The organism is Rhizobium sp. TAL182, from assembly GCF_002117725.1.
Lineage (GTDB): Bacteria > Pseudomonadota > Alphaproteobacteria > Rhizobiales > Rhizobiaceae > Rhizobium > Rhizobium esperanzae.
On record NZ_CP021029.1, the window covers coordinates 405,330 to 429,543 of the forward strand.

24 protein-coding genes are annotated in these 24,214 nt (G+C 62.4%); 9 read left to right on the plus strand and 15 right to left on the minus strand.

From position 1 onward, the window contains the following. Nucleotides 1-8: 8 nt before the first annotated feature. The 9 genes from Tal182_RS30980 to Tal182_RS31020 all read right to left on the minus strand — a co-directional run bounded on the left by Tal182_RS30980 (nucleotide 9) and on the right by Tal182_RS31020 (nucleotide 8,886). Nucleotides 9-1,043, minus strand: coding sequence for a proline racemase family protein (locus Tal182_RS30980; RefSeq protein ID WP_085862020.1), 1,035 nt, complete (start codon nucleotides 1,041-1,043; stop codon nucleotides 9-11). Continuing rightward, a complete protein-coding gene (locus Tal182_RS30985) occupies nucleotides 1,040-2,530 on the minus strand; it encodes an aldehyde dehydrogenase family protein (protein ID WP_085862021.1) in 1,491 nt (496 codons plus the stop codon). Before Tal182_RS30985 ends, Tal182_RS30980 begins: the two co-directional genes overlap by 4 nt. A 34-nt stretch (nucleotides 2,531-2,564) precedes the next feature. Then, nucleotides 2,565-3,815, minus strand: a complete 1,251-nt coding sequence (locus Tal182_RS30990) for an FAD-dependent oxidoreductase (RefSeq protein WP_085862135.1) — start codon at nucleotides 3,813-3,815, stop codon at nucleotides 2,565-2,567. 16 nt (nucleotides 3,816-3,831) lie between these two features. Next, nucleotides 3,832-4,872 carry a proline racemase family protein gene (locus Tal182_RS30995; protein WP_085862022.1) on the minus strand — a complete coding sequence of 347 codons (1,041 nt, stop codon included), beginning with the start codon at nucleotides 4,870-4,872 and terminating at the stop codon, nucleotides 3,832-3,834. A gap of 73 nt (nucleotides 4,873-4,945) precedes the next feature. Then, nucleotides 4,946-5,824, minus strand: coding sequence for a dihydrodipicolinate synthase family protein (locus tag Tal182_RS31000; RefSeq protein ID WP_085862023.1), 879 nt, complete (start codon nucleotides 5,822-5,824; stop codon nucleotides 4,946-4,948). A gap of 31 nt (nucleotides 5,825-5,855) precedes the next feature. Further along, nucleotides 5,856-6,524 (minus strand): amino acid ABC transporter permease, encoded by a 669-nt coding sequence (locus Tal182_RS31005; protein WP_206426553.1) that lies wholly within the window; start codon nucleotides 6,522-6,524, stop codon nucleotides 5,856-5,858. A gap of 9 nt (nucleotides 6,525-6,533) precedes the next feature. Further along, a complete protein-coding gene (locus Tal182_RS31010) occupies nucleotides 6,534-7,196 on the minus strand; it encodes an amino acid ABC transporter permease (RefSeq protein WP_085862024.1) in 663 nt (220 codons plus the stop codon). A gap of 12 nt (nucleotides 7,197-7,208) precedes the next feature. Further along, entirely contained in the window at nucleotides 7,209-7,991 is a 783-nt protein-coding gene (locus tag Tal182_RS31015) for an amino acid ABC transporter ATP-binding protein (RefSeq protein WP_085862025.1), read from the minus strand. 64 nt (nucleotides 7,992-8,055) lie between these two features. Beyond that, entirely contained in the window at nucleotides 8,056-8,886 is an 831-nt protein-coding gene (locus Tal182_RS31020; protein WP_064807825.1) for a transporter substrate-binding domain-containing protein, read from the minus strand. 200 nt (nucleotides 8,887-9,086) lie between these two features. Here Tal182_RS31020 and Tal182_RS31025 point away from each other — a divergent pair, with 200 nt between their 5' ends. From Tal182_RS31025 to Tal182_RS31040, 4 genes are all read left to right on the plus strand, one after another. Continuing rightward, a complete protein-coding gene (locus Tal182_RS31025; RefSeq protein ID WP_037146392.1) occupies nucleotides 9,087-9,806 on the plus strand; it encodes a GntR family transcriptional regulator in 720 nt (239 codons plus the stop codon). A gap of 2 nt (nucleotides 9,807-9,808) precedes the next feature. Beyond that, nucleotides 9,809-10,594 carry a pyrroline-5-carboxylate reductase gene (locus Tal182_RS31030; protein WP_094299138.1) on the plus strand — a complete coding sequence of 262 codons (786 nt, stop codon included), beginning with the start codon at nucleotides 9,809-9,811 and terminating at the stop codon, nucleotides 10,592-10,594. Nucleotides 10,595-10,796: 202 nt separating this feature from the next. Then, nucleotides 10,797-11,042, plus strand: coding sequence for a DUF5086 family protein (locus Tal182_RS33065; RefSeq protein ID WP_245344911.1), 246 nt, complete (start codon nucleotides 10,797-10,799; stop codon nucleotides 11,040-11,042). Between the two features lie 287 nt (nucleotides 11,043-11,329). Next, entirely contained in the window at nucleotides 11,330-12,517 is a 1,188-nt protein-coding gene (locus Tal182_RS31040; protein WP_085862027.1) for a hypothetical protein, read from the plus strand. 89 nt (nucleotides 12,518-12,606) lie between these two features. Here Tal182_RS31040 and Tal182_RS31045 read toward each other — a convergent pair whose 3' ends face one another. Then, nucleotides 12,607-13,155 (minus strand): cupin domain-containing protein, encoded by a 549-nt coding sequence (locus tag Tal182_RS31045; RefSeq protein WP_085862028.1) that lies wholly within the window; start codon nucleotides 13,153-13,155, stop codon nucleotides 12,607-12,609. A 142-nt stretch (nucleotides 13,156-13,297) separates the two neighbouring features. On the opposite strand from Tal182_RS31045, the gene Tal182_RS31050 reads away from it, so the two are divergent. Next, entirely contained in the window at nucleotides 13,298-14,632 is a 1,335-nt protein-coding gene (locus tag Tal182_RS31050) for an aspartate aminotransferase family protein (protein ID WP_085862137.1), read from the plus strand. A gap of 48 nt (nucleotides 14,633-14,680) precedes the next feature. Here Tal182_RS31050 and Tal182_RS31055 read toward each other — a convergent pair whose 3' ends face one another. Further along, nucleotides 14,681-15,163: an Lrp/AsnC family transcriptional regulator gene (locus Tal182_RS31055; protein WP_245344916.1), complete on the minus strand. Its 483-nt coding sequence runs from the start codon at nucleotides 15,161-15,163 to the stop codon at nucleotides 14,681-14,683. Between the two features lie 106 nt (nucleotides 15,164-15,269). Here Tal182_RS31055 and Tal182_RS31060 point away from each other — a divergent pair, with 106 nt between their 5' ends. From Tal182_RS31060 to Tal182_RS31070, 3 genes are read left to right on the plus strand one after another with little or no spacing between them, the layout of a single operon-like run. Beyond that, on the plus strand, nucleotides 15,270-16,481 hold the full coding sequence (locus Tal182_RS31060) for a diaminopropionate ammonia-lyase (RefSeq protein WP_085862030.1): 1,212 nt from the start codon (nucleotides 15,270-15,272) through the stop codon (nucleotides 16,479-16,481). Next, nucleotides 16,478-17,725: a Zn-dependent hydrolase gene (locus Tal182_RS31065; protein WP_085862031.1), complete on the plus strand. Its 1,248-nt coding sequence runs from the start codon at nucleotides 16,478-16,480 to the stop codon at nucleotides 17,723-17,725. The genes Tal182_RS31060 and Tal182_RS31065 overlap by 4 nt, the downstream gene beginning before the upstream one ends. Further along, nucleotides 17,722-18,882: a M20 aminoacylase family protein gene (locus Tal182_RS31070; RefSeq protein WP_085862032.1), complete on the plus strand. Its 1,161-nt coding sequence runs from the start codon at nucleotides 17,722-17,724 to the stop codon at nucleotides 18,880-18,882. The genes Tal182_RS31065 and Tal182_RS31070 overlap by 4 nt, the downstream gene beginning before the upstream one ends. 440 nt (nucleotides 18,883-19,322) lie before the next feature. Here the strand turns inward: Tal182_RS31070 and Tal182_RS31075 are convergent, their stop codons facing one another. The 3 genes from Tal182_RS31075 to alr all read right to left on the minus strand — a co-directional run bounded on the left by Tal182_RS31075 (nucleotide 19,323) and on the right by alr (nucleotide 22,854). After that, entirely contained in the window at nucleotides 19,323-20,342 is a 1,020-nt protein-coding gene (locus tag Tal182_RS31075) for an AraC family transcriptional regulator (RefSeq protein ID WP_085862033.1), read from the minus strand. A 79-nt stretch (nucleotides 20,343-20,421) separates the two neighbouring features. Next, entirely contained in the window at nucleotides 20,422-21,690 is a 1,269-nt protein-coding gene (locus tag Tal182_RS31080) for a D-amino acid dehydrogenase (protein WP_085862034.1), read from the minus strand. 30 nt (nucleotides 21,691-21,720) lie between these two features. Continuing rightward, on the minus strand, nucleotides 21,721-22,854 hold the full coding sequence (alr, locus tag Tal182_RS31085; protein WP_085862035.1) for an alanine racemase: 1,134 nt from the start codon (nucleotides 22,852-22,854) through the stop codon (nucleotides 21,721-21,723). A 125-nt stretch (nucleotides 22,855-22,979) separates the two neighbouring features. On the opposite strand from alr, the gene Tal182_RS31090 reads away from it, so the two are divergent. Further along, nucleotides 22,980-23,444, plus strand: coding sequence for an Lrp/AsnC family transcriptional regulator (locus Tal182_RS31090; RefSeq protein ID WP_085862036.1), 465 nt, complete (start codon nucleotides 22,980-22,982; stop codon nucleotides 23,442-23,444). Nucleotides 23,445-23,460: 16 nt separating this feature from the next. Here the strand turns inward: Tal182_RS31090 and Tal182_RS31095 are convergent, their stop codons facing one another. Next, nucleotides 23,461-24,186 (minus strand): LuxR family transcriptional regulator, encoded by a 726-nt coding sequence (locus Tal182_RS31095; protein ID WP_085862037.1) that lies wholly within the window; start codon nucleotides 24,184-24,186, stop codon nucleotides 23,461-23,463. Between the last annotated feature and the right edge of the window lie 28 nt (nucleotides 24,187-24,214).

A 24,214-nucleotide genomic window follows, 5' to 3' on the forward strand; every position in this document is an offset into this window, starting at 1 on the left:
GCAGGCTCCTATCCGAGCAGGCCGACCTGCGGCCCCCATGTGTCAGCGAGCGCAAAGCCCGCGGCGAAGGGATCGTCGCCGGACATGCGCAGCTGCTCACGGCCATAGACATAGGCCCGGCCGGTTATTCTCGGCAACACGGCGCGGCGGCCGCCCACCTCGGTTTCGCCGATCGCCTCCGCTAGGAATTCGCCGCCAATGATCGACCGCGACGTCCTCGAGTCTCCGACGGCGACCTCACCGCGAGCATAAAGGGTCGCCAGATTGGCCGAGCTGCCGGTGCCGCAGGGCGAGCGGTCGACGCGGCCCGGCTGCAGCGTCGTGCAGGTCCTGACCGCACCGTCAGCCTCGCGCCCGCGAAACATCACATAGGCGATTTCGTTGACGCCACTCAGGACCGGATGGGCGACCGAGACTTGGCTAGCCAGAAGCGCCTTGAGCTCGATGCCTGCCTCCGCCAGCCGCCGGGCATTGGCCGGCGCAATATCGAGGGCGAGCTGGTCGACATCGACCAGCGCATAATAGACGCCGCCGAAGGCGACATCGACCTTGAGCCGGCCCCATTTCGGCGCATCCACCTCTCTGTCCAGCGCTTCCGCAAAGCTCGGCACGTTGTCGAGGCTGACCGACAGGCAGCGGCCGTCGCGGCAGGCAGCGCGCGCGACGATCAGGCCGGCGGGCGTGTCCAACCGCACCACCGTCTCCGGCTCTGACATCGGCAACCGCCCGCTTTCGAGAAGCGCGGTGACGACGCAGATGCAGTTGCTACCCGACATCGGGTGAGCGCGGTCGGCCTGCAGCACGATGAAGCCGGCGTCGGCATCGGCGCGGGTCGGCGCGACCAGCAGGTTCACCGACATGGCGACATTGGCGCGCGGCTCGAAGGTGACGAAGCGGCGCAGGCTGTCGTCGACCGTGTTGATGTGGTTCATCTTGTCGAGCATGGTCGCGCCCGGTATCTCGGGCGCTCCCGCCATGATGACCTTGCCGATCTCGCCCTGGCAGTGGACCTGCAACAGATCGAGGCTGCGGTCCCAGTTCATTCGGCCGCCTCCGGCTTGATGTACCAGCCCCAGGGATCCTCGCTGACGAAGCGGGTGATCTGCTTGGTCTCGAGATAGTTGTCGAGGCCCCAGCGGCCAAGTTCGCGGCCGATGCCGGATTCCTTGTAGCCGCCCCAGGGCGCCTCGGTGAAGGTCGGCTGCGAGCAATTGATCCAGACGATGCCGGCGCGGAAGGCGGCCGCGACGCGCTCGGCCCTCATGTCGTCCTTCGACATGACGGCGGCGGCGAGGCCGAAGCGGGAATCATTGGCGAGTTCGATCGCCTCCTCTTCGGTCTTGAATGGCCGGATGCAGACGACAGGCCCGAAGATCTCCTCAACCCAGGCGGCGCTGTCGAGCGGAACCTCGGTCAGAATGGTCGGCTGGAGATAATAGCCCTTGTCGAATCCTTCCGGGCGGGCTCCGCCGCAGGCGACCGTCGCACCCGCCTGCCGCGCCGCTTCGATCGCGGCGACGACCTGCTCGTGCTGGCGCTTGGAAACCAGCGGCCCCAGCAGAACGCCCTCGTCCAAGCCGTTGCCGATCTTGATCTTCTTCGTTTCCTCGATCAGCCGCGCGAGCAACCGCTCGTAGATGGTGTCCTGCACGAGGACCCGCGATGTCGCGGAGCAGACCTGGCCCTGGTTCCAGAAAATGCCGAACATGATCCATTCGACAGCCTTGTCGATATCGGCGTCCTCGAAGACGACGAAAGGCGACTTGCCGCCGAGTTCGAGGCTGACCCGCTTGATGTCGCGGGCGGCGGCCGCCATGATCTTCGAGCCGACCGGCCCCGAGCCGGTAAAGGCGAGCTTGTCGACTTGTTTATGATCGATGATCGCCTGGCCGGCGACCGACCCTGCGCCGGTCAAAATATTGAGTACGCCGGGCGGCAACCCGGCTTCGTCGGCAACCGCCGCCAGTTCAAGCGCCGTCAGCGATGTCAGCTCGGCGGGCTTCAGCACCACCGTGCAGCCGGCGGCCAGTGCCGGGGCGACCTTCCAAGCCGCCATCAGCAGCGGATAGTTCCAGGGGATAATCGCGCCGGCGACACCGAGCGGCTCGCGCACCGCCTTGGAGGTAAAGCGCTGATCGGGAAGCGCGATCGTCTCCTCGGGATTGTTGTCGAGCTGTTCGGCAAGCCCCGCATAGAAATCGAAGCAGCCGGCGGCGTCGGCGACGTCCCAGTCGGCCTCGGGGAACGGCTTGCCGTTGTCGAGGACTTCGAGGCGGGCGATCTCGGCCTGGCGGGCGCGGATGCCATCGGCGATGACCCGGAGATATCGGGCGCGCTGAGCGCCCGTCAACTTCGGCCAGCCGTCCGTGTCGAAGGCGCGGCGCGCTGCCTTGACGGCAAGGTCGACATCTTCGGCCGTTGCGGCGCCGATCGTCTGGATCACCTCTTCCGTTGCCGGGTTCGTCACCGTGCAGGTGCCGCCCTTGACCGGCTTCACCCACTGTCCATCAATGTAGAGTTCGCTTCGCATGTTCACTCCCTTTTGCCTTGCGTCAGCGCCGCGCTTAGAAGCGGTCGACGCGATAAGGTTTCATGTCCACGGGCGGCTGGACGCCCGTAACGAGGTCGGCCATCAAGCGGCCGGTCGTGGCGGCATAAGTCAGACCGAGATGCCCATGACCCGTCGCGTACCAGACGTTGCGGCGCTTGGCGGATGGACCCATGACCGGTACGGTGTCGGGCAGTGCCGGGCGGTGCCCCATCCATTCCGTCGCGCCTTCGGCCTTCAGCTCCGGCAACGCTTCTCGAGCCCGCTTCACCAGGATCTTTGCGCGCCGATAATCCGGCGGCGCGTCGAGACCGGCCATTTCGACCGTGCCTCCGACACGGATGCCGCCCGCCGTCGGCGTCACCATGAAGGCGCGCGCCGGCCAGATGATTGAATGGCGCATCGAAATGCCGGGTTCCATGATCTGCGTGTGGTAGCCGCGTTCGGTTTCGAGCGGGATCGGCTCCCGCAGCAGGGCGGAAAGCCTCGCGGTGAAGGCGCCGACCGCAAGCACCACCTTATCGGCCTCGACACTGCGCCCATCCGCCAGGCGGAGGGCCGAGACGCCGGTCTCGCTTTGCTCGAAACCGGCGACATCGCCTTGAACCACCCTGCCGCCGAGCGCCAGGAACTTTTCGGCAAGAGCGAGGACGAGCTTGTGCGGATCGGTGATCGACCGATTGTCGGGAAAGAGCACGGCCTTGCCGATCTTCGTGGTCAAGGCCGGCTCGAGATCCCGGATGGCATTGCCGCCGAGAATTTCGTGCCGGAAGCCGAAGCGCTCCAGGATTTCGATATGCTCGCGATCGGCCCTGAACTCGGCTTCGTCGGTATAAAGGCTCAGGCACCCCTCGGCCGTCAGCATATGCTTCAGCCCGGTCTCCTTCAGCAGCGCATCCAGGTCTTGGTAGACGCGCCGGCAGAGCACGGCGCCGGCCGCCTCCAATTCCCTCAATTTTGAGGGGCGGCTGGCAGCCAGGAATCTCAGGAACCACGGCACGAGTTTCGGCAGGTAGCCGGGCCGAATGCGCACCGGCCCTTCCGGGTCGAGCAGCCATTTCGGCATCTGCGCCCAGATGCCGGGGCGCGAGGCCGGCATGAATTCGGTGACGGCGATGCTCGCCATATTGCCGTAGGAGGCGCCCATGCCGGGGGCCGCCCTGTCCACCAGCACGACACTTTGCCCGCGCCTTTGCAGCTCATACGCAATGACGACGCCGATGATGCCGGCGCCCACGACCACCAGGGGGGCTTTGTTTGCACTCATATCCATTCCAGATCGTTCAACACCAAGCAGCAGTCATCCAGGTGTCGGCGACGGTGAACCCCTCCTGATAGGGGTCGGTCGGATCCATGCCCATCTGATAGAAGCCCGTGATCCATGCCTGTCCTGAGATTGCCGGAATGACGGCATCGTATTTTCCGACCTTCGCCAGCCCGTCGATGGCGCAGGTGAAGCGGCTTCCGGTGATGGATTCATGGATGAGAGTTTCGCCGGGCGCGATCAGGCCCTTGGCATGCAGCAGGGCAAGACGGGCCGAAGAGCCGGTGCCGCAGGGCGAGCGATCGCAGCGGCCGGGAGAGACGACCACGCAATTGTTGGAAATCAGCTGGCCGTTTTCGCGGCGCAGCGGTCCCATGAATTGGGTGTTGGTGATGCCGGGGATCGCGGGGTTGTCGGGATGCTCCACCGCAAGCTGCTCGGCGGCGGCGAATTTGAGCTTCTGCCCGATCTCGCAAAGGTCGCGGGCTTCGGAGGGATCGATCGAAAAGCCGAGAGCCGCGGCATCGACCATCGTATAGGTCATGCCGCCATAGACGATGTCGACCTCAACAGTACCGAGACCTTCGACTTCGATATGGCTGCCGAGATGGTAGCAGAAGGCCGGCTGGTTCACGAGCCGGACACTCGTCACCTTGCCGTCTGAACATTCACAGCGAACCCGAATGAGGCCGGCCGGCGATTCCAGCGTCAGATTCGTCACCGGCTCCTGCATCGGCAGAATGCCGGTTTCAAGCAGCACGGTCGCCACGCACATCGTGTTCGAACCCGACATAACAGGATATTCCGTCGTCTCCAGGATCACATAGCCGAAATCGGCTTCCGGATGATTGGAGGGCAGAACGATGTTGGCGTTGTGCCAGACGGCGCCGCGGGGCTCGAACAGAACCATCTTGCGGATATCGTCCATGTGGGTTTCGAGATAGGTCCGCTTGTGGAACATGGTCTTGCCCTTGACCTGGCCGACACCGCCGACGATCACCTTGCCGCTCTCGCCTTCCGCATGGCAATCGACGACGGACAGAACCTTCTTGAATCGCATCGCTTCAGCCTCCCTGCTCCTCATGGAAAACACGGGATCGGTTTGACCGATCCCGATATCGATGTGAGAAATCCTACCAGTTGAGGATCGGCTCCATCGCCGCCCGGAACTCGGCCTTTTCCTCCGCCGTCAGTTCGCCAAGCGGCGCGCGGCACGTCCCCACAGGCAGGCCCTGAAGCTCGCAGCCATATTTGATCTTCTGCACGAACTTGCCGCTTTCGAGGATGTTCATCGCCCGATAGAGGGTTTTCATCTGCTTGCGCGCCTTGTCGAGATCGCCGGATTTGAACGTGCGGTCGAGATCGCAGCAGGCCTTGGCCATGCAGTTGGACGGACCGCAAATCCAGCTTTCCGCGCCCCAGAACATGAAATCGAGCGCGATGTCGTCGGAGCCGCTGACCAGCTGGATCTTGCCCTCATAGCGACTGGCGATGTCGATCGCCCGCTGCAATATGCCGGAGCTTTCCTTGATCCCGATCACCCGCCGATTATCGGCAAAGTGGTCCATCAGGTCGAAACTGATGTCCGAACCGTCCTTGGCCGGATAGGAATAGAGGACGAGGCTCACATCGACGGCGCCGAGCACCATTTCATAGTGCTTGATGAGTTCGGCCTGCGTCGGACGGGTATAGAACGGTGGCGCCAGCAGGACCGTGTCATAGCCGATATCTCTCGCCATCGCCGTCTGCTCGATCACCTCGCGGGTCGCGGGCGCATTGGTGCCGGCGATCAGGATTTCGCCCGGCCTGGCAAATTCCTTGACGAACTGCAGCACGTCACGGCGCTCTTCCCTGGATTGGCTGAAATATTCACCGGTCGACCCGTTCGGAACCCAGCCGGTGACGCCTGCCTCGCGCAGATGCGTCAGAAGCTTTTCGAATGCCTTGAAGTCGATCCTGTTGTTCGCGTCGAAGGGCGTGATGAGGGCGGGCATGACGCCGGAAAGTTTCATGGGATGTCTCCTGTCCTGGGAACGACGGTTTTCAGATTGCGAGCTTCTTGAGAATGCGCCCCTCGATGAGGGAGACCGCCCGCGTGAGTGGGAAGGCGATGACGAAATAGATCAGGGCGACGACCGTCAGCACTTCGACCGGACGGGCGGTATTGTTCGAAATGTTCTGGCCGACGAACATCAGGTCGGCCATGCCGACGGCGGAGACCAGCGCGCTTTCCTTGAACAGGCTGACGCAGTTCGACAGCAGCGTCGGGACGGCCCGCAGCACCGCCTGCGGCAGCACGACGTTGACGACCTGGACCCTCTGCGGCAGGCCGAGGGCGACACAGGCATCCAACTGCTCCCGGCCGATGGATTTGAGACTGGCGCGGAACGTTTCGCTGGTGATGGCGCCCATGTAGAGCGTCAGCGTGATGACGCCCGATGCGAGATTCGAAAGCTCGACGCCGAGGATGAGCGGCAGGCAGAAGAAGATCCAGAAGAGCTGGATAAGGACCGGCGTGCCGCGGAAGAATTCGACATAGGTGCCCGCAATGGCGCGAAGCGCCAGATTGCGCGATGCACGGGCCAAGCCGACGAGGAAGCCGAGAGAGCATCCGAGCACGATGCAGATGATCGTCAGCTTGATCGTCATCCACAGGCCGAGCAGCAGCGCGTTTTCGAAGCGCAGCAGGATCGAGAAGTCGAGCGTCATCATGCTGGCCTCCTAGCTGACGAGGATCTGGCGCCGGCGTTCGAGCAGGCCGACGATCTGGGTGATCGGGAAGGACACGGCGAAATAGATGAGAGCCACGACCGTGAAGGTCTCGATCGGGCGGTAGGTTTCCGTCGCCAGCGTCTTGCCCTGGTACATCAGGTCCTGGATCGCCACGATCGCGACCAGGGCGCTCTGCTGGAAAATGACGATGCCATTGGTCAGAAGCACCGGGATCGAGGCGCGGAAGGCCGTCGGGAAAACGATATAGAGCACCCGCTGCAGCGGATTGAGGCCGAGCGCGATGCCGGCATCGAGCTGCTCGCGCGGCACCGCCTGGATTGCGGCGCGATAGGCTTCGGCATTGAACGCCATCAGATTGAGCCCGAGCGCCATGATGCCCATCGTCATCTGATCGAGAAAGACGTCGAACAGCATCGGCACGCAGTAGAAGATCCAGACGATCTGGACGATAGCCGGCGTGCAGCGAAAGAACTCGACGAACAGCATGAAGGGCAGCCGCACGGCCCGGTAGGGACTCATGATCAAAAGAGCGAGCGCGAAGCCGAAGACGATGCCGATGATATTCGCCGCCGCCGTCAGCTGCAGCGAAACCCACAGGCCCTGCAAGAGCGGCGCAAGCGTCACCGCGTGGAAGTCGAACGTGTAGTTCATGGCCTGCCCCTCCTACTGCTTGATGTGGAAGACGCGGTCGATGAATTCCTTGGTCCGCTCCTCGCGCGGGGCACCGAGCACCTGTTCGGGCGGGCCGTCCTCGACGACCACGCCGCCGGCGCAGAAGATGACGCGCGAGGCGATGTTCTTGGCGAACCACATGTCATGGGTGACGATCATCATCGGCATGTCCTGGGCGGCGAGCTGCAGGATGACCTGCTCGACCTCGCTGACGAGCTCCGGATCGAGCGCCGAGGTGACTTCGTCGAACAGCATCAGTTTCGGATCGAGCATCAGCGCGCGGGCGATGGCGACGCGCTGCTTCTGACCGCCGGAAAGCTGGGCCGGATAGGCGTTGGCCTTGGCGCCGAGCCCGAAGCGCTCGAGCAGCGCCTGGGCGCGGGCCGTGGCTTTCGCCTTGGCCTCTCCGCGCACCTTGCAGGGCGCCAGGATCAGGTTCTGGGTGACGTTCAGATGCGGAAACAGCGTGTAGTGCTGGAAGACCATGCCGATCGAGCGGCGGACATTGGTGTCGATCTGCGTCTTGCTGGCCGCACCGTCGGAAGAAATATAGGGCTTGCCATCGAAGCTGATCGAACCGCTGTCGATCTGTTCCAGCCCCATCATCACGCGCAGCAGCGTGCTCTTGCCGCCGCCGCTCGGACCGATGACGACGACGCGTTCGCCGGGCTTCATTTCGATGTCGATGCCTTTCAGCACCTGGATTGCGCCGCCGCCATAGCTTTTGTGGAGCGCCTGCATTTTCACGAGGGGAAGGCTGAAGGACGTGGTCATGGCCAATCTCCGATGATCGAAGCTTGAAAGGGCCGGGGCGATCGTCGCACCGGCCCCGGCGAGGCTACTTCGCGCCCTTGAGGACTTCGTCGACGGCTTTGCGGATCAGCTCGTCGACATGGCCGGTGGCGACCCTCTCTTCGAGGAAGATATTGATCACTTCGACGTCGGCAGCCGAAAGCTGATGCGGCAGGCCGAAAGCGACACCCTGTTTGGCAAGGGCCGGCGTCGGGTTGAGCGCAACCGCCCAATCCGGGTTCGACTGAGTGAAGAGCTGGTTGGTGTCGGAGGCGTCGACCAGGATGTCGGCGCGCTTCGAGGTGACCGCCAGGCGGGTCTCGTCGTTGCCGGGCAGGCGCATGATCGTGGCGTTCTTGACCGCCGCGGAAATGGCCTTGTCTTGGGCCGTGCCTGACATGACCGCAAGAGTTACGCCCGCCTTGTCTATATCGGCCACCGAAGCGGCGCCGGCCGCGATCTTCGGATTGTTTTTATTGTAGGCGAGCGAGATCTGGTACTCCATCGCCGGGATCGAGAACTGCACGGCCATGGCGCGCGCCGGCGTCCGGTTAAGCGCGAGCGACAGATCCCATTTGCCCGCCTGCAGACCGGCGACGATATTGTCCCAGGTCGTATCGACGAATTCAGGCTTCACCTTGAGGACGTCGGCAAACTCCTTGCAGAGATCGGCGAAGAAGCCGGTGTACTCGCCCGTCGCCGGATCGCGCATGACATAGGGCGGCGCTACAGCCGCGCCACAACGCAAAGCGCCTGCCTTCTGCACGCCCTGCCAATATCCCTCGGCGGTCTGGGCGTGGGCGGCGGTTGCGGAAAGACCTGCCATCAGGGCGAGCGCGGGCAGCGCCCGCAGGGCGGACGTTATCAAAGAAAGCATTGGGCATTCCTCTTTTGTTGTGCGCGAAGCGCGCGGTTCCACTCGTCGGCTCTGGCCGTTTCTGTTGTTTTCTTGTCGGCTGCGTGTCGACTGGCAAGAATATGTCAACAGCGTGTCGACAAAGTCAAGCGGAAAAATTACATTGCCGACACGCTGTTTTTCTGGCCCAATGGACCTGTCGTCGAGAGAAAGGGACTTAAGTGTCTGAAGAATCGGAAGTGAAACGCATCCGCGGGACCGGCTGGAAGAGCGTCTATGAAACGCTGCGCAACGAGATCCTGTCGCTCGCTCTGCCGCCCGGTCAGCTTCTCGACGAGATGACGCTCGCCGAACGCTTCGACATGTCGCGCTCGCCGGTGCGCGAAGCGCTGATCCGACTCGGTGCCGACGAGCTGGTGGTGACGCTTTCCAACCGCAGCACGATCGTCGCGCCGATCGAAGTGGCGACCTTTCCGAAATATGTCGAGGCGCTCGACATCGCCCAGCGGATGAATACGCGGCTGGCCGCGGCACTCAGAACCGAGGCCGACCTGAAGATCATCGCCAAGCGGTTGAAATCGTTCGAGGCGGCGGTCAGGACAGGCAATCACCTCGCCATGTCGGAAGCCAACAAGGAATTCCACATGGCGATCGCCCATGCCGGAAAAAACCAGTATCTCGCCTCGTTCTACGAGAAGCTTTTGTCGCAGGGCCAGCGCATGCTGCACCTGCATTTCGAATATCTGGAGCGGACGCATGAGGGCTATCTGCTGACCGATGAGCACACGCTGATGCTCGACGCCATCAGGGACAAGAACGTTGATTTGGCCGACGAGCTCGCCCACGCCCATACGCGCCAGTTCCAGGACAATTTCATCAACTTCATGCGCGAGAACTACACGACGGATGTCGCGCTGGGACCGCTGCGGGCTGCGGAGTAACAGTGATGATCAACAGCATTGGATTCGTCGGCACCGGCGCGATCACCGAAGCGATGGTTCGCGGGCTTCTGGCCGCACCGGCTTACGCCTCCGAGATCCACGTATCGCCGCGGAGCGCACACATTGCCGCGACATTGGCAGAGGAGTTCGCCGCCGTCAGGATTGCCGGGGACAACCAGACTGTCGTCGATCGCAGCGACATGGTGTTCCTGGCAATCCGTCCGCAGATCGCCGAGGAGGTCGTACGGGCGCTTTCGTTCAGAACCGGCCAGGTGGTCGTCAGCCTCGTAGCCGCGACCGAGCGCCAGGCTCTTCTCGATTGGATCGGCACCGACGTGCACCTCGTCCAGGCCATCCCCCTGCCTTTCGTTGCGCAGCGGCAAGGCGTCACCGCCATCCTCCCGCCGGATGCCGCCGTCGCGGCGCTGTTCGATACGCTCGGAACCGCCGTCGAGTGTCAGTCTAAAAAGGAATATGATCTGCTCGCGGCGGCGAGCGCACTGATGTCGACCTATTTCGGCATCATGGAAACTACAGCCGGCTGGCTGGAAAAGAGCGGCCTCGAAAGGCCTAAAGCAAATGCCTACATCGCGCCGCTTTTCGCAAGCCTGGCGCAGAAGGCCAACAGCCCAGGCACCGAGCCGTTCAGCGCGCTGAGCCGCGAATTCGCCACCAAGGGCGGATTGAACGAGCAGGTTCTCTCCGACGTCGACAAGAAGGGCGGCCTTGCTGCGCTGACCGCGGCACTCGACGGTGTGCTCGCCCGCATCGAGGGCCGCAGCAACTGAAGCGCATGCACCCTAAGCGAACATCCCTTACCGTCCTTTTCACAGTCGCCGCGATTTTGGGCCAGGCGATTTTAGCCCGCGCCGAACCGGTGGAGCGACCGACCATTTCCGCCATCATTCTCTCCGTCTCACCTCGGACCGTCCGTTGGGCCACCGTCCACACGGCTCCCGATCCCGGGGAAGACGATCCCTATACGTCGAGGTGATCGAGAAGGAGCGACGCACGCCGCCATGGCAATTCAAACGGCTTGCCACCCATGTCGTAGTGACGGCGGATGCGTTGAACAGGAGCCGCTCGCGACAAAAGGCCAGGACCTATTTTTACAAGGATATCGAATTCCGGATCGCCTACCAGAACTGGCGCGCCAAGCCTCGCCCACAGCGGGAGGCGGGTGTTTGCCGCACCACAATTCTGGAATGCGTCGGCGTCGCCGCCAAGCCTGACTGATTTCCGCTCCGCCATCAAAAATCGCGGTTGCAATAATCGAAGAAATGCAATTTAGCTCTGACGATGAGTCACGAAACTACTTTTGCTAGAGAAAATATCCTCGCCCGGCCGCCGGCGGCAGGGTGGCCGAATGCCTCCGGCCTGCCGGTTCCGGCCGATCGCGATCGCATTCCCTCCAATTAGCTGATCTGACGAACCGTGACGTCCCCGCCGCTCTGCGAGCAGAGCGCCGCCGGCGCATGTTCCATGTATTCCCCCGCATCTACTTTCAACACAAGGACATCTCCATGAAGCATCTGCGCAATTTCCACCTGATGATGGCAAGCACGGCGTTCCTGACGCTGGCCGGCCCGGCGCTCGCCCTCGACGGCGCGGATATGATGAAGAAGCTCAGCGCCGCGGCCAATGCCGGCGGCACGGTCATCACCTTCGAGAAGGCCGAAGTCGCCGGCGACACGGTGACGGCAACGGGCGTCCAGGTGGGATTTGCGAACCTGCCCGGCGATGCGCTGAAGATCGGCGACCTCACCTTCGAGGGCGTCGAGGAAAAAGAAGGCGGCGCCTATTACGCCAAGAGCCTTTCCTTCCCGGATGTCGATATCAGCCAGGAGGGAGGGCGCTTTTCCGCCAAGGAGATTCTGTTCACCGGACTGACGATTCCCGCCAATGCGACCGGCGAGACGCTGGACGACATCCTCCTCTATGAAACCGCCAGCACCGGGCCAATCGCTCTCAACATCAAGGGCAAGGACGTGTTTGCGATCGAAGGCGTCGAGGCAAACATGGGGCGCCGGGACGGCGGCTTTACTTATGATGCCAATGTCGCCGGCTTCAAGGCCGACCTGTCTGAGGTCGAGGACGCGGCTGCGAAGGAGGCCATCGAGAAGCTCGGACTGGCGACGCTCGACGGCACCATGACGATGAAGGGAAGCTGGGAAGTCGAAAGCGGCAAGGTTGTCCTCGACGAATATGCTTTCGATTTCAAGAATGTCGGCCGGCTGAACTTCGCCATCGACTTCTCCGGTTATACGCTCGGCTTCATCAAATCGCTACAGGAGGCGGTCAAGACAGCCGAAGCCAATCCAAATAAGGAAGAGGCCAACCAGGCCGCTGGACTTGCGATGATGGGGCTGATGCAGCAGCTGACATTCAACAGCGCCTCGATCCGCTTCGACGACGCCTCGATCACCAAAAAGGCGCTCGACTATGCCGGCGCCAAGCAAGGCGTCACGGGCGACGAGCTGGCGCAATCGCTGAAGGCGCTGGTTCCGATGATGATGGCGCAACTCAACATGCCGGAACTGCAAAATCAGATATCCGCAGCTCTTGACACCTATCTCGACAGGCCCAAGAGCCTGACCGTCCGCGCCGCCCCGGAAAAGCCGGTTCCCGTGCCGATGATCGTGGGGGCAGCCATGGGCGCGCCGAACACCATTCCCACGGTGCTCGGTGTCAAGGTATCGGCGAACGACTAAGTCAAGATCAATTGCCTGAGGCGGATCGTTTATCGGTCCGCCTCCGGGACCGTCTTTCCGCAGTCACTGCGCGCTTTTGCGAAATCGAACTAAAAGGTCGGCGGCGTGCAGGCGCTGATAACCTCGCAGGGCACCGGTCCGACGCAGCGGAACCGATGCGGGCGCCGGCTTTCGAAATAATAAGCGTCGCCCGGCCCAAGGATACGCCGCTCGTCGTCGACCGTGACCTCGAGTCTTCCCGAGAGCACGATCCCGCCCTCCTCTCCTTCGTGAACAAGGGGAATTTTTCCGGTGTCGGCACCCGGCTGGTAGCATTCCTTCAGTATCTGCAGGCTGCGTCCGAACAGGGTTTCACCGACTTGCTTGTAGGAAATGGCGCCCTTGCCGATCTCCACCAGCTCCTCGGCGGCGTAGAAGGCCTTTTTCGGACGCTCCGGTTCGAAGGCGAAGAATTCCGCCAGCCCGATCGGAATGCCGTCGAGAATTCGCTTCAGCGCTCCGACCGAAGGGTTGGAGGCGTTCGATTCGATCAGCGAGATCGTCGAGTTCGGCACACCGGTGCGTTTGGCGAGCTCACGCTGGGAAAGCTTGTGGGCGAGGCGCAGATGGCGAAGGCGGCTGCCGATGTCGACTGACATGATGGATCCGTTTGCGTTGTCCAGAATACCTCAAAATCTATCTTCTTCTCTGTTCAATTTCAATAACTTACATCGGCAAAGAAAAGGACTTGTTTGAAGGATGGAAATTGCCATTCTCCAGGCGATTTCAAAGGAGGCCAGGATGGACCAGATCAGCAAGACGAACGCGCCCGTACTCGAAAATTTCTGGATGCCGTTCACCGCCAACCGGCAATTCAAGGCTGCGCCGCGCCTGCTGGCCGCTGCCGAAGGGATGTATTACACCGACGTCGATGGAAACCAGGTGCTGGACGGCACGGCCGGGCTCTGGTGCTGCAACGCCGGCCACGGCCGCAGGAAGATCGCCCAGGCGGTCGAACGGCAGCTTGCCACGCTCGACTATGCGCCGACCTTCCAGATGGGGCATCCGATCGCCTTCGACTTCGCCGCAAAACTCGCCGCCAACGCACCGGGCGGGGCTAACGCCAAGCTCGACCGGGTCTTCTTCACCGGCTCGGGCTCGGAATCGGTCGACACGGCCCTGAAGATCGCCATCGCCTACCAGCGCGCGATCGGCCACGGGACGCGCACCCGGATCATCGGCCGGGAAAAGGGCTATCACGGCGTCGGCTTCGGCGGCATTTCCGTCGGCGGTCTCGTCAACAATCGGCGGGTCTTCCCTCAGATCCCGGCCGATCACATGCGCCATACGCTCGACATCGAGCGCAACGCATTTTCGAAGGGGCTGCCCGCCCATGGCGCTGAACTGGCGGATGATCTCGAGCGCCTGGTGCAGTTGCATGGCGCCGAAACCATCGCAGCCGTCATTGTCGAGCCGATGTCGGGATCGGCCGGTGTTGTCCTGCCGCCGAAGGGTTATCTGGAAAAACTGCGCGCCACCGCCGACAAGTATGGCATCCTGCTGATTTTTGACGAGGTCATCACCGGCTTCGGTCGTCTCGGCACGCCTTTCGCGGTGGATTACTTCGGCGTCGTACCCGATCTCGTCACCACGGCGAAGGGCCTGACCAACGGCGCCATCCCCATGGGCGCAGTCTTTGCCAGCCGTAAGGTCCATGACGGACTTATGGTCGGACCTGACAATGCGATCGAACTCTTCCACGGCTATACCTATTCCGGCCATCCGGTCGCCTGCGCCGCGGGGCTCGCGACCCTCGAAATCTACGAGGAAGAAGGGCTGCTGACGCGTGCATCCGACCTGGCCGAGTATTGGCAGGACGCCCTCCATTCGCTGAAGGGCCTGCCTGGTGTGGTCGACATCCGCAATCTCGGACTGGTCGGCGCAATCGAACTCGCTCCGCGTGACGGGGCACCGGGAACCCGCGCCTACGACGTCTTCGTCGATTGCTTCAAGAAGGGCCTGCTGATCCGCGTGACCGGCGATATCATCGCGCTTTCTCCGCCGCTGATCGTCGAGAAAGACCAGATCGACACGATCGTCTCGACGATCGGCGATGCACTGAAGCGCGCGGCATAATCCCTCCGTTTCCTGCCGATGCGGTGGCGACCCGGCCGCCGCATCGGCTTACTCCAGAGGCACGCCAAGCCCGACTTTGACCCGGTCCATCGCAACAAAGGTGCGGAAGCGCTTGACGTTGTTGTTGCCGAAGAAGAGCCGCCGGGTGAGTGCCTCGTAATCAACCATCGACGGCACGACGATGACAAGGATGAAATCCGCTTCGCCGGTGACGTAATAACATTGCTGGATTTCCGGCGCGGCTGCGAACTCCGTCTTCGCCCGCTCGATCTGATCGGCGGTTTCGCTGATCACCTCCACCTCGACGAAGATCGTGATCGACTGCCCGACAGCCTCCGGCGCGACGACCGAGACATCCGCCCGGATCACTCCCTCCTCCCGCATCCGCTTGATCCGGCGCTGAACGGCCGGCGCGGACAGGTTCACCGCATCGCCGATCGTGCGCTGCGGGGTCATGTTGTCCCGCTGGAGAATGGCGAGGATCTTGCGATCAAAGAGATCGAGCGGCGAGTGCTGAACGCGCTTGTTCAAGTGGGGACTCCGACGAAACAAAATTGCAAACTGACGGCCCAATATCAGCGCCTTTTTCGTGAGCGATGCAATAGAGTTCAGCAACCGCACGAAATCGAGGTTTGCCATGTTTCTGTTGAACACAACCGCCGACTATCGTCAGCCGCTTGATCCACGCGATGAGAAGACGCTCGGCATCGCCGGCGCCGAGGAGGTGGAGCGCTACCTCAGCTTCCGTGAAGACCATGCGATAACACCGCTCGTCGCCCTGCCGGGATTGGCGCGCGAGATCGGCGTTGCCGCAATCCACATCAAGGATGAAGGCCATCGCCTCGGTCTCGGAAGCTTCAAGGCGCTCGGCGGCGCCTATGCGGTGATCCGCCTCGTTCTTCAAGAGGCGGAGCGGCGGCTTGGGCGCGCAGTCGATATGGCCGAGTTGCATTCGGAAGAAGTCCGCGCCATTGCGCGCGGAATGACCGTCGCCTGCGCCACCGACGGCAATCATGGCCGTTCCGTTGCGCAGGGAGCACAGCTCGTCGGGGCGCGAGCCGCAATCTTCGTCCATTCCGGCGTCAGCGACGAGCGGGTCGCCGCCATCGCCCGCTTTGGCGCCGAGATGATCCGGGTTGCGGGAACCTATGACGACTCCGTACGTGAGGCGGCCCGCGTGGCCGAGGCGAAGGACTGGACTATTGTTTCCGACACTTCCTGGCCGGGCTATGAACGCATCCCCGGCTTGGTGATGCAGGGTTATACCTCACTCGTCCGGGAAGCGCTCCGGCAGATGCCGGAGCCGCCGACACATGTGTTCATTCAATCCGGCGTCGGCGGCATTGCCGCGGCGGTCGCGGGCCATCTGGCGATCGCGCTCGGGGAGCGGCGTCCCGTCTTCACTGTCGTCGATCCCGCCCGCGCGGCATGCCTCTTCGAGACCGCCCGTGCCGGCCATCCCGTGACGATCGCCCATGGCGAGCCAACCGTCATGGCGATGCTCGAATGTTACGAGCCCTCCCTCGTCGCGTGGCGGATCCTTTCCCGCGCCGCCGACGCTTTCATGACGGTGGACGAGACGGATGCGACCGCGATGATGAACCGCCTTGCCCGTCCCGTTGCCGGTGATCCCGCCATCGTCGCCGGCGAAAGCGGCGGCGTCGGCCTCGCAGCCGCTATCAAGGCCGCCGCCGATCCCGCGATCAAGGCGGCGCTCTCGATCGAGAGCCGCTCCCGCATCTTCGTCGTCAACACGGAAGGCGCGACCGACCCCGGCAAATATGAAGAGATCACCGGACTGCCGCCCGCGGCAGTCGCCGCCAAGAACCGCGAAGGAGCCTTGATATGACCAGGCCATCCATCGACGCGGCGCGTCTTCTCGAACGTATCAGAACGCTCGGCGAAATCGGCCGGGATAGCGACGGCCGGCTCGTGCGGCTGGCGGCTTCCGATACGGAAAAGCTCGGCCGCGACCAATTCGTGGCATGGATCAGGGAGGCGGGGCTCGAGGTCGCCGTCGATCGCATCGGCAACATTTTCGGCATCTGGAAGCCTGACGGCGTGGCGAACAAAGCCCCCATTCTGCTCGGCTCGCACATCGACACCGTCATCGGCGCCGGCATCTATGACGGCTGTTACGGCACGCTTTCGGGGCTCGAAGTCATCGAGATGATGAAAGCGGAGGGCCTGGCGCCATCCCGGCCGATCGCCGTGGCCGCCTTCACCAACGAGGAAGGCGTGCGCTACGCGCCCGATATGATGGGATCTCTGGTCTATGCGGGAGGCCTTGATATCGATGCCGCGCTTGCCACCATCGGCACCGATGGAACGATCCTTGGCCGCGAACTCGAGCGGATCGGCTACGCCGGCGAGCATCAACCGGGTGTCCTTAAGCCGCACGCTTATATCGAGCTGCATATCGAGCAGGGACCGGTCCTTGAGCGCGAGGGCATTCCGGTCGGCGCCGTCGAAGATCTTCAAGGCATTTCCTGGCAGCGGGTGACCATTACCGGCGACGCCAACCACGCGGGAACGACACCGATCTCCATGCGCCGCGATGCGGGCCACGCCGCAGCTCGGGTCGTCACCTTCCTGCGTGAGCGGGCGAAAGCGTCCAATACGCCGACCGTCGCCACGGTCGGCTGCATGAGTTTCGAACCGAACGCGATCAATGTGATCCCGTCGCGGGCGATCTTCACGGTCGATCTCCGCGATCCCGACGAAGATCGGCTGAGAGAAGAGGAAGCGGCACTTGCAACCTTCCTCGACACGCTATCGACCGAGGAGCAGGTCGGTATATCCGTGGAAAGACTTGCTCGCTTCGAGCCTGTAAAATTCGATCAGAGCATCGTACAGCTCATCGAAACGGCTGCGCGGGAACGGGGTCTTGCCTGCCGGCGAATGACATCGGGCGCCGGCCACGATGCGCAGATGATCGCAAGGATTGCCCCGTCGGCGATGATCTTCGTGCCGAGCGCCGGCGGCATCAGCCATAACCCTAGGGAATATACGGCCGACGAAGATCTCGTCGCAGGCGCCAACGTCCTGCTCGACGTCGTCCGTCGCCTCGCCACGGAAGGAGCGCCGGCATGAGCATCGATAGGAACACGCTTCATGCCGAGATGACGGCGTGGAGACGCGATCTCCACGCCCATCCCGAATTCGGTTTCGAGGAGCAGCGGACATCCTCCTTCGTTGCGGCCAAGCTGCGGGAATTCGGCTGCGACGAGGTCGCCGAAGGCGTCGGCGGCACCGGCGTCGTCGCAACGCTGAAGCGCGGCAACAGCAATCGCGCCATTGCGCTGCGCGCGGATATGGATGCGCTGAGGATTAACGAACAATCGGACCTGCCGCACCGCTCGCGAAACCCGGACATCATGCATGCCTGCGGCCACGACGGCCACACCACGATGCTGCTCGGCGCGGCAAAAATCCTGGCTGAGGAAGGCGGTTTCGACGGAGCCGTGCGCTTCGTCTTCCAGCCGGCCGAAGAATGGGGCAAGGGGGCGCTCGCGATGATCGCCGACGGGCTCTTCGAACGGTTCCCCTTCGACGAGATCTACGGACTCCACAACATGCCGGGGCTCGGCGTCGGCAATTTCCGCACGCGCCCGGAAGCGATCATGTCGGCCGAGGACAATTTCGAGATCACCTTGACCGGCATCGGCGGCCATGCCGCGCGGCCGCACTGCGGCAATGAGGTGCTCGTCGCCGCCTGCGCGCTGGTCACCAACCTGCAGACCATCGTCTCCAGGCGGCTCGACCCGGCCGATATCGGCGTCGTCTCGGTCACCGAACTGATCACCGACGGCACGCGCAATGCGCTTCCCGGCCTCGCCCGCATTCTCGGCGATGCCCGCAGCTTCCGCTCCGAGATCAGCGAGCAGATCGAAAAGCAGATGCGGGTCATCGCCGAGGGTACGGCCACGACTTATAACGTCAAGGCCGAGGTCTTCTACACCAGGGAATTCGTCCCTCTGATGAACGACCCTGCCCTGACGGAGGAAGCGCTTACCGTCGCGCGCGATCTCTACGGCGCGTCGAATGTTGCCGTCGCGAGCAAGCCGATGACGGGATCGGAAGACTTCGCGCAGCTCCTCGCGAAAGTGCCGGGCTGCTTCGTCTTCCTGGGCAATGGTGAGCACTCGCCGCCGCTCCATAACCCGACCTATGATTTCAACGACGACGGCCTCCTGCACGGCGCGAACTTCCATGCCGGAATTGCACGCCGGCGGCTTCCATCAAGCTGATACGCGAAGGTTGTGAAGCTCGGCGTCTGAAGATCTGCGACGGCAATTGACCGAACGCCTTTCATTCGGCTGCAACAGGCCTGCCGATGGGAAACATCGACATGACAAGCTCGGGCGGCTGCGGCACACGCATGGGGAAGGAAACTACGTTCGGCGCGGCGCTGAAAGGAAGTAAATCTTTATTAACCCCGTGACCCCAAAGTGGTGGTTAATCGTTAACGCAGCAGGAGTCGGGGGGCAGATGGGGTCGACCGCAGGCACGCCGAAGACCGTCACCTCTGACCGAACACTGAGCTCAGCTGTGCCCATGACCGTCCGCGCGAACGCGGCTGGTCATGGGCCAGAGCATGTTGCGCAAAAGTGCCCGCGGTTTTTCGATAACGACATGCATAAAAACAGGACCTGAAGCGCGGCAGGCGACGCGCTTCAGTCTGCCTCGATCAATCCCTCAAGGTCTGTGACGGCAGCTGACCGAAACGCTTCTTGTATTCGGCGGCAAAGCGTCCGAGATGCGTAAATCCCCATCTGAGCGCGATATCGGCGACGGCCTGCGTCGAGTCGGCGTCCAGCAGATCACGATGGGCGGCAATCATCCTGATTTCATGCAGATAGGCGATCGGAGTGGTGTTCCTGAACTGACGGAAGCCCTGCTGCAAAGTCCGAACGCTTACCTTGGCTGCCGCCGCAATGTCGTCGAGTGAAATCGGCTCGGCAATGTGTTCCTGCATGTAGTCGATGGCCCATTTCACATGGCGCGGGGCCGGCGCCGCGGCCGCCTGCGCCAGCTCGTTCGAATAGCGATTGGGACAGGCTTCCAGGAGCAGATAGATCGCCGCGTCACAGAGGGAGTTGAAAGCCAGCGGCGATCGTCGCAGCGGTCCGTTTTCGGAAAGACCGCCATGAAGATTTGCCACGATCTGCTGCAGTACCAGCCCCGCACCTGATGTAAGATCGATATCGGGATGAATATCGAGGTCGCCGCCGATCGTCCGCTCGAACATATGCGTGAGGCGCTTGGTGATCCTCGCCTGATCGATGAACATGCAGAGGTGACTGCGAGGACCGAACATGCTGGTGCCCCTGGCATCGCCCGGCTCCAGGATCAGACCTCGACCGGGCACCGAATATATCGGCTCCCATTTCCCTCCGAAGGTCATATTCCCCTCCGTCGGCAGGAATATAGCCATCCTGTCGACGACCCCGTCCCGCTTTCCGACGATCGTGCCTTCATAAGAGCAATCGGCAACGCTGACATCGTCCACCGAGATGAAATTGCAGCGATATGCAATGGGCGCATCGCCTTGCGCCGTCATCTTGATCGCGGCCTTCGGCGTGGACAATGCGTCCGAGAGCTCGTCCACGTCCGTTCCGCTCCGCGCAGTTTCTCGAACCGTCATGCTCGGTAGAACCGGCTGCCGGGTTGAACTGCCGGCAATATGCCTATCGGAATCAACGGACATGCGTGCCCCCCGCAAGACGATCTACGCTTGGCATAGCCGATTTAAATTGTAATACAAATTCCTTTTTGTCCTGCCCTGCTCAGCCATATCGGCTGACTGCAAGGTCCTTGGCGTCGATTTCAGGCGAACGGCTGCTGACGAGATCCCCGATCAGCCGCGCCGAACCGGTGCTCATGGTCCAACCGAGCGTGCCGTGACCGGTATTGAGGAACAGGCCGGCGACCTTGGTCGGGCCGATGACCGGCGTGCCATCGGGCGTCATCGGGCGCAGGCCGGACCAGAAGGAAGCCTTGGAAACATCGCCGCCCGGGAAGAGATCGGTGACGGAATGTTCGAGCGTGCTGCGGCGGGCGAGACCGAGATCGTTGGTGTAGCCTGATATTTCGGCCATACCGCCGACGCGGATGCGGTCGCCGAGCCGGGTGATCGCGATCTTGTAGGTTTCGTCCATGACGGTCGATTCCGGCGCGCGTGACGCATCGGTGATTGGAATGGTGAGGGAGTAGCCCTTGACCGGATAGACCGGCAGGCTGATGCCAAAGGGCTTGAGCAGCAGCGGCGAATAGCTGCCGAGCGCGACCACCACAGCCTCCGCGCTCATCCGCTCGTGGTCGCGATCGGGGTCGCGAGCGGTGACAATCCCGCGCACGCGGCCTCCTTCGACGTCCAACGCCTTGATCGTCGTCCCATAGGCGAAGCGGACGCCGATCGCCTCGGCTTTGGCGGCGAGAGCATTGGTGAACTTGAAACAGTCGCCGGTTTCGTCCTTCGGCGTCAGCAGCCCGCCGACGATCTTGTCGCGCACGTGCCTGAGCGCCGGTTCGACGCGAATACAGCCGTCGCGGTCCAGTACCTCATAGGGAATGCCGTCGGCGGCGAGCGCCTTGACGTCCTTGGCCGAAGCATCGAGCTGCTGCTGCGTGCGGAACAGCTGCAGGGTTCCCTGCATGCGTTGGTCATAGGCAATGCCGGTTTCGGCGCGAAGCTCGGCGAGCGCGATGCGGCTGTAATCGGCAAGCCGCAGCATGCGGCTCTTGTTGATCGCGTAACGTTCCGAGGTGCAGTTCGACAGCATCCTCGTCATCCAGGCGAGCATGGCCATGTCGAATTTCGGGCGCAGGATGAGCGGCGCATGTTTCATGAACAGCCATTTCATGGCCTTCACGGGAATACCGGGGGCTGCCCAAGGCGAACAATAACCGAAGGAGACCTCGCCGGCATTGGCAAAGCTCGCCTCCAGCGCCGGCCCGGATTGCCGATCGACGACGGTAACCTCATGACCTGACTTGGCCAGCTGATAGGCGGATGTGACGCCGACGATGCCGGCACCCAGAACGATGACTTTCATGATTTCCTCAAGAACAATGCCGGCCGGCTCTCAGCAATAGTGCTTGGCGTAACGATCGCCCAGACCGGTTAGTATTTCGTAAGATATCGTTCCGGCATCGCCAGCCACGTCTTCGAGCGTCTGGTTGGGGCCAAGCACTTCGACAAGGCTCCCGAGGTTCAGCGCCCCTTCGGGCAAGGCCGTGATATCGACGGTCGCACTGTCCATCGACACGCGCCCCACGATCGGCAGACGGATGCCCTTGTGATAAACGGCGCCGCAGTCGCCGAGACTGCGCGGCAGGCCGTCGGCGTAACCGGCGGCGATGGTGGCAAGGCGGGTTTCGCTGCGCGTCACATGCGCGCCGCCATAACCGATCTTGGCGCCTGAAGGTACGGTGCGCGTCTGCACGACGGCGACGTCCAGCCTGACGACCGGTTCCATCGGGTTCGTGCCGCCGGCATTCGGTGCGCCGCCATAAAGGGCGATGCCCGGGCGGGCGAGTACGCCATGATAGGCATCGCCGAGAAAGACACCGCCGGAATTGGCGAAGGAGATGTCGAAGCCCGGAAATTCATCGGCAATGCGCGCCATCTCGGCAAACTGTTCGCCGTTCTGGCTGCTCTCCAGGTCGTCGGCGCAGGCCAGGTGGCTCATGATAAACAGGATTTCGACATTGGCGCCGTCGCGAAGGGCTGCCGCCAATTCGGCTCGCTCCTCCTCGGGAAAGCCGAGCCGCGACATGCCGGTATCAAATTGCAGAACGGCCGGCAGGCAGCGCTTCAGCCGGCGCGCCGTCGCCGACCACTGCCGCCACTGCGCGAGCGAATTGAGAACCGGAACGATGCCGCTTTCGGCGCAGGCGAGCTCGTTGCCGGGCTGCAAGCCGTTCAGCACGAATATCTGGGCACTCTCAGCAAGGGCCGGCCGCAGCCTCACGGCCTCGACGAACTGGGCGACGAAGAAATGCCTGCAGCCCTGATCGTAGAGCGTTTGGGCGACCCGTTCGGCACCGAGGCCATAAGCGTCGGCCTTGACGACGGCTCCCGCGCGGACCGGCGCCAGCATCGACGCGAGCTTCAAATAATTGCGGCCGAGTGCCGCAAGATCGATCGTCAGATAGCCCGTGGCTCCCTGCATGATCGTCGCGGTGCGTGCGCGGGAAACCAAAATATCGCTATCCATGTCCACCCCATCTCGATATCAGAAGCTTATGAAATAATGAGCGAAATTGCCGATGATTTTGTCGTTGATTATTGCGCGTATTGGATATTATTCGCATAATCAGCCAAGATGTGAAGGAAACCGTCATGCCCGCCCTCGACACGGTCGACCGCAATATCCTCAGGCTGTTGCGTCTTGATGCGCGTATGAGCAACGCCAAGCTCGCCGCCGAGATCGGCCTTTCGCCGTCGGCCTGTCTCAGACGCATCAAGATCATGGAAAAATCAGGCGTGATCCGTGGCTATACGGCGCTGGTGGACACCGGCAATGCCGATGAGATGATCGCCGTGATCATCAACATTACCCTCGAGCGGCAGACGGAGGACCATCTCGACCGCTTCGAGGCGGCGGTCCGCCGGCATCCCGAGATCCGCGAATGTTTTTTGATGACGGGCGGCTCCGACTACCTGCTGCGCGTCGAGGTCGCCAGCGCCGGCGAGTTCGAACGCATCCACAAGGAGATCCTGTCGACCCTGCCCGGCGTCCTCAGGATTCATTCCAGCTTTTCGATCCGCAACGTTCTGGCGACGCGCACGCGGAGCCGGCGCTGAACCGCGATCCCCACGCTCATATCAATTCGAGCGCCGTGGCCTTGGCGACCGCTTCGCTCGTCGTGACGACAGTAAGCTTCCGGCGTGCGGAGGCGAGATAGAGTTGCACCGCACTCACCGAAATGGACAGGCGGGCACAGATCTGCTTTGCCATTAGACCGCTGGCCGTCATTTCAAGACATTGCAGTTCGCGGCGCGACAATTGCGGAAAATCCGCAATCTCCCTCATGCCCGACAGCACCATGACCCTGTCATGGAGATGGTGGGCGAGAAACTGGAGGTCGCGCATGCTGTCGATCCGGAACTGCCGCCAGTAGGCGTCGGGATGATTGGAGGTCACGGTAAACAGCGATCGCTCCCCCTGAGGTCCCCGCACCGGCAGGGTAACGCCTTGCCGGCCGATACCGAAGGCCATCGCCTCTTTGAAGAAGCCATAGGCTCGGCCTGAATCCCATTTTGATGCGGACCATTCCACGGGCAGGAAGCCGCGCCGGCCGAGACGCACAACGGGATCGATACTGAAGTAGTCCCGGTCACGATATTGCTTCACCCACTCGGGCGGGTAGGTCAGCATCAGCAATGGATTGCTGTCCGCCATCCCCGAGGAGCGGGTCACATGCAGAACCATGTGCGATATCGCATAGATGTGGCGGACTTCGTCCAGCGTCGTTTCCAGATCCTGCAATGTCGGCGCTGCGGAGATCCTGTCCAGACAGTAGAAAAAACGAGAACTGCTCAGCATGAGATGGACTCGTGGTTGCGCGATTTCA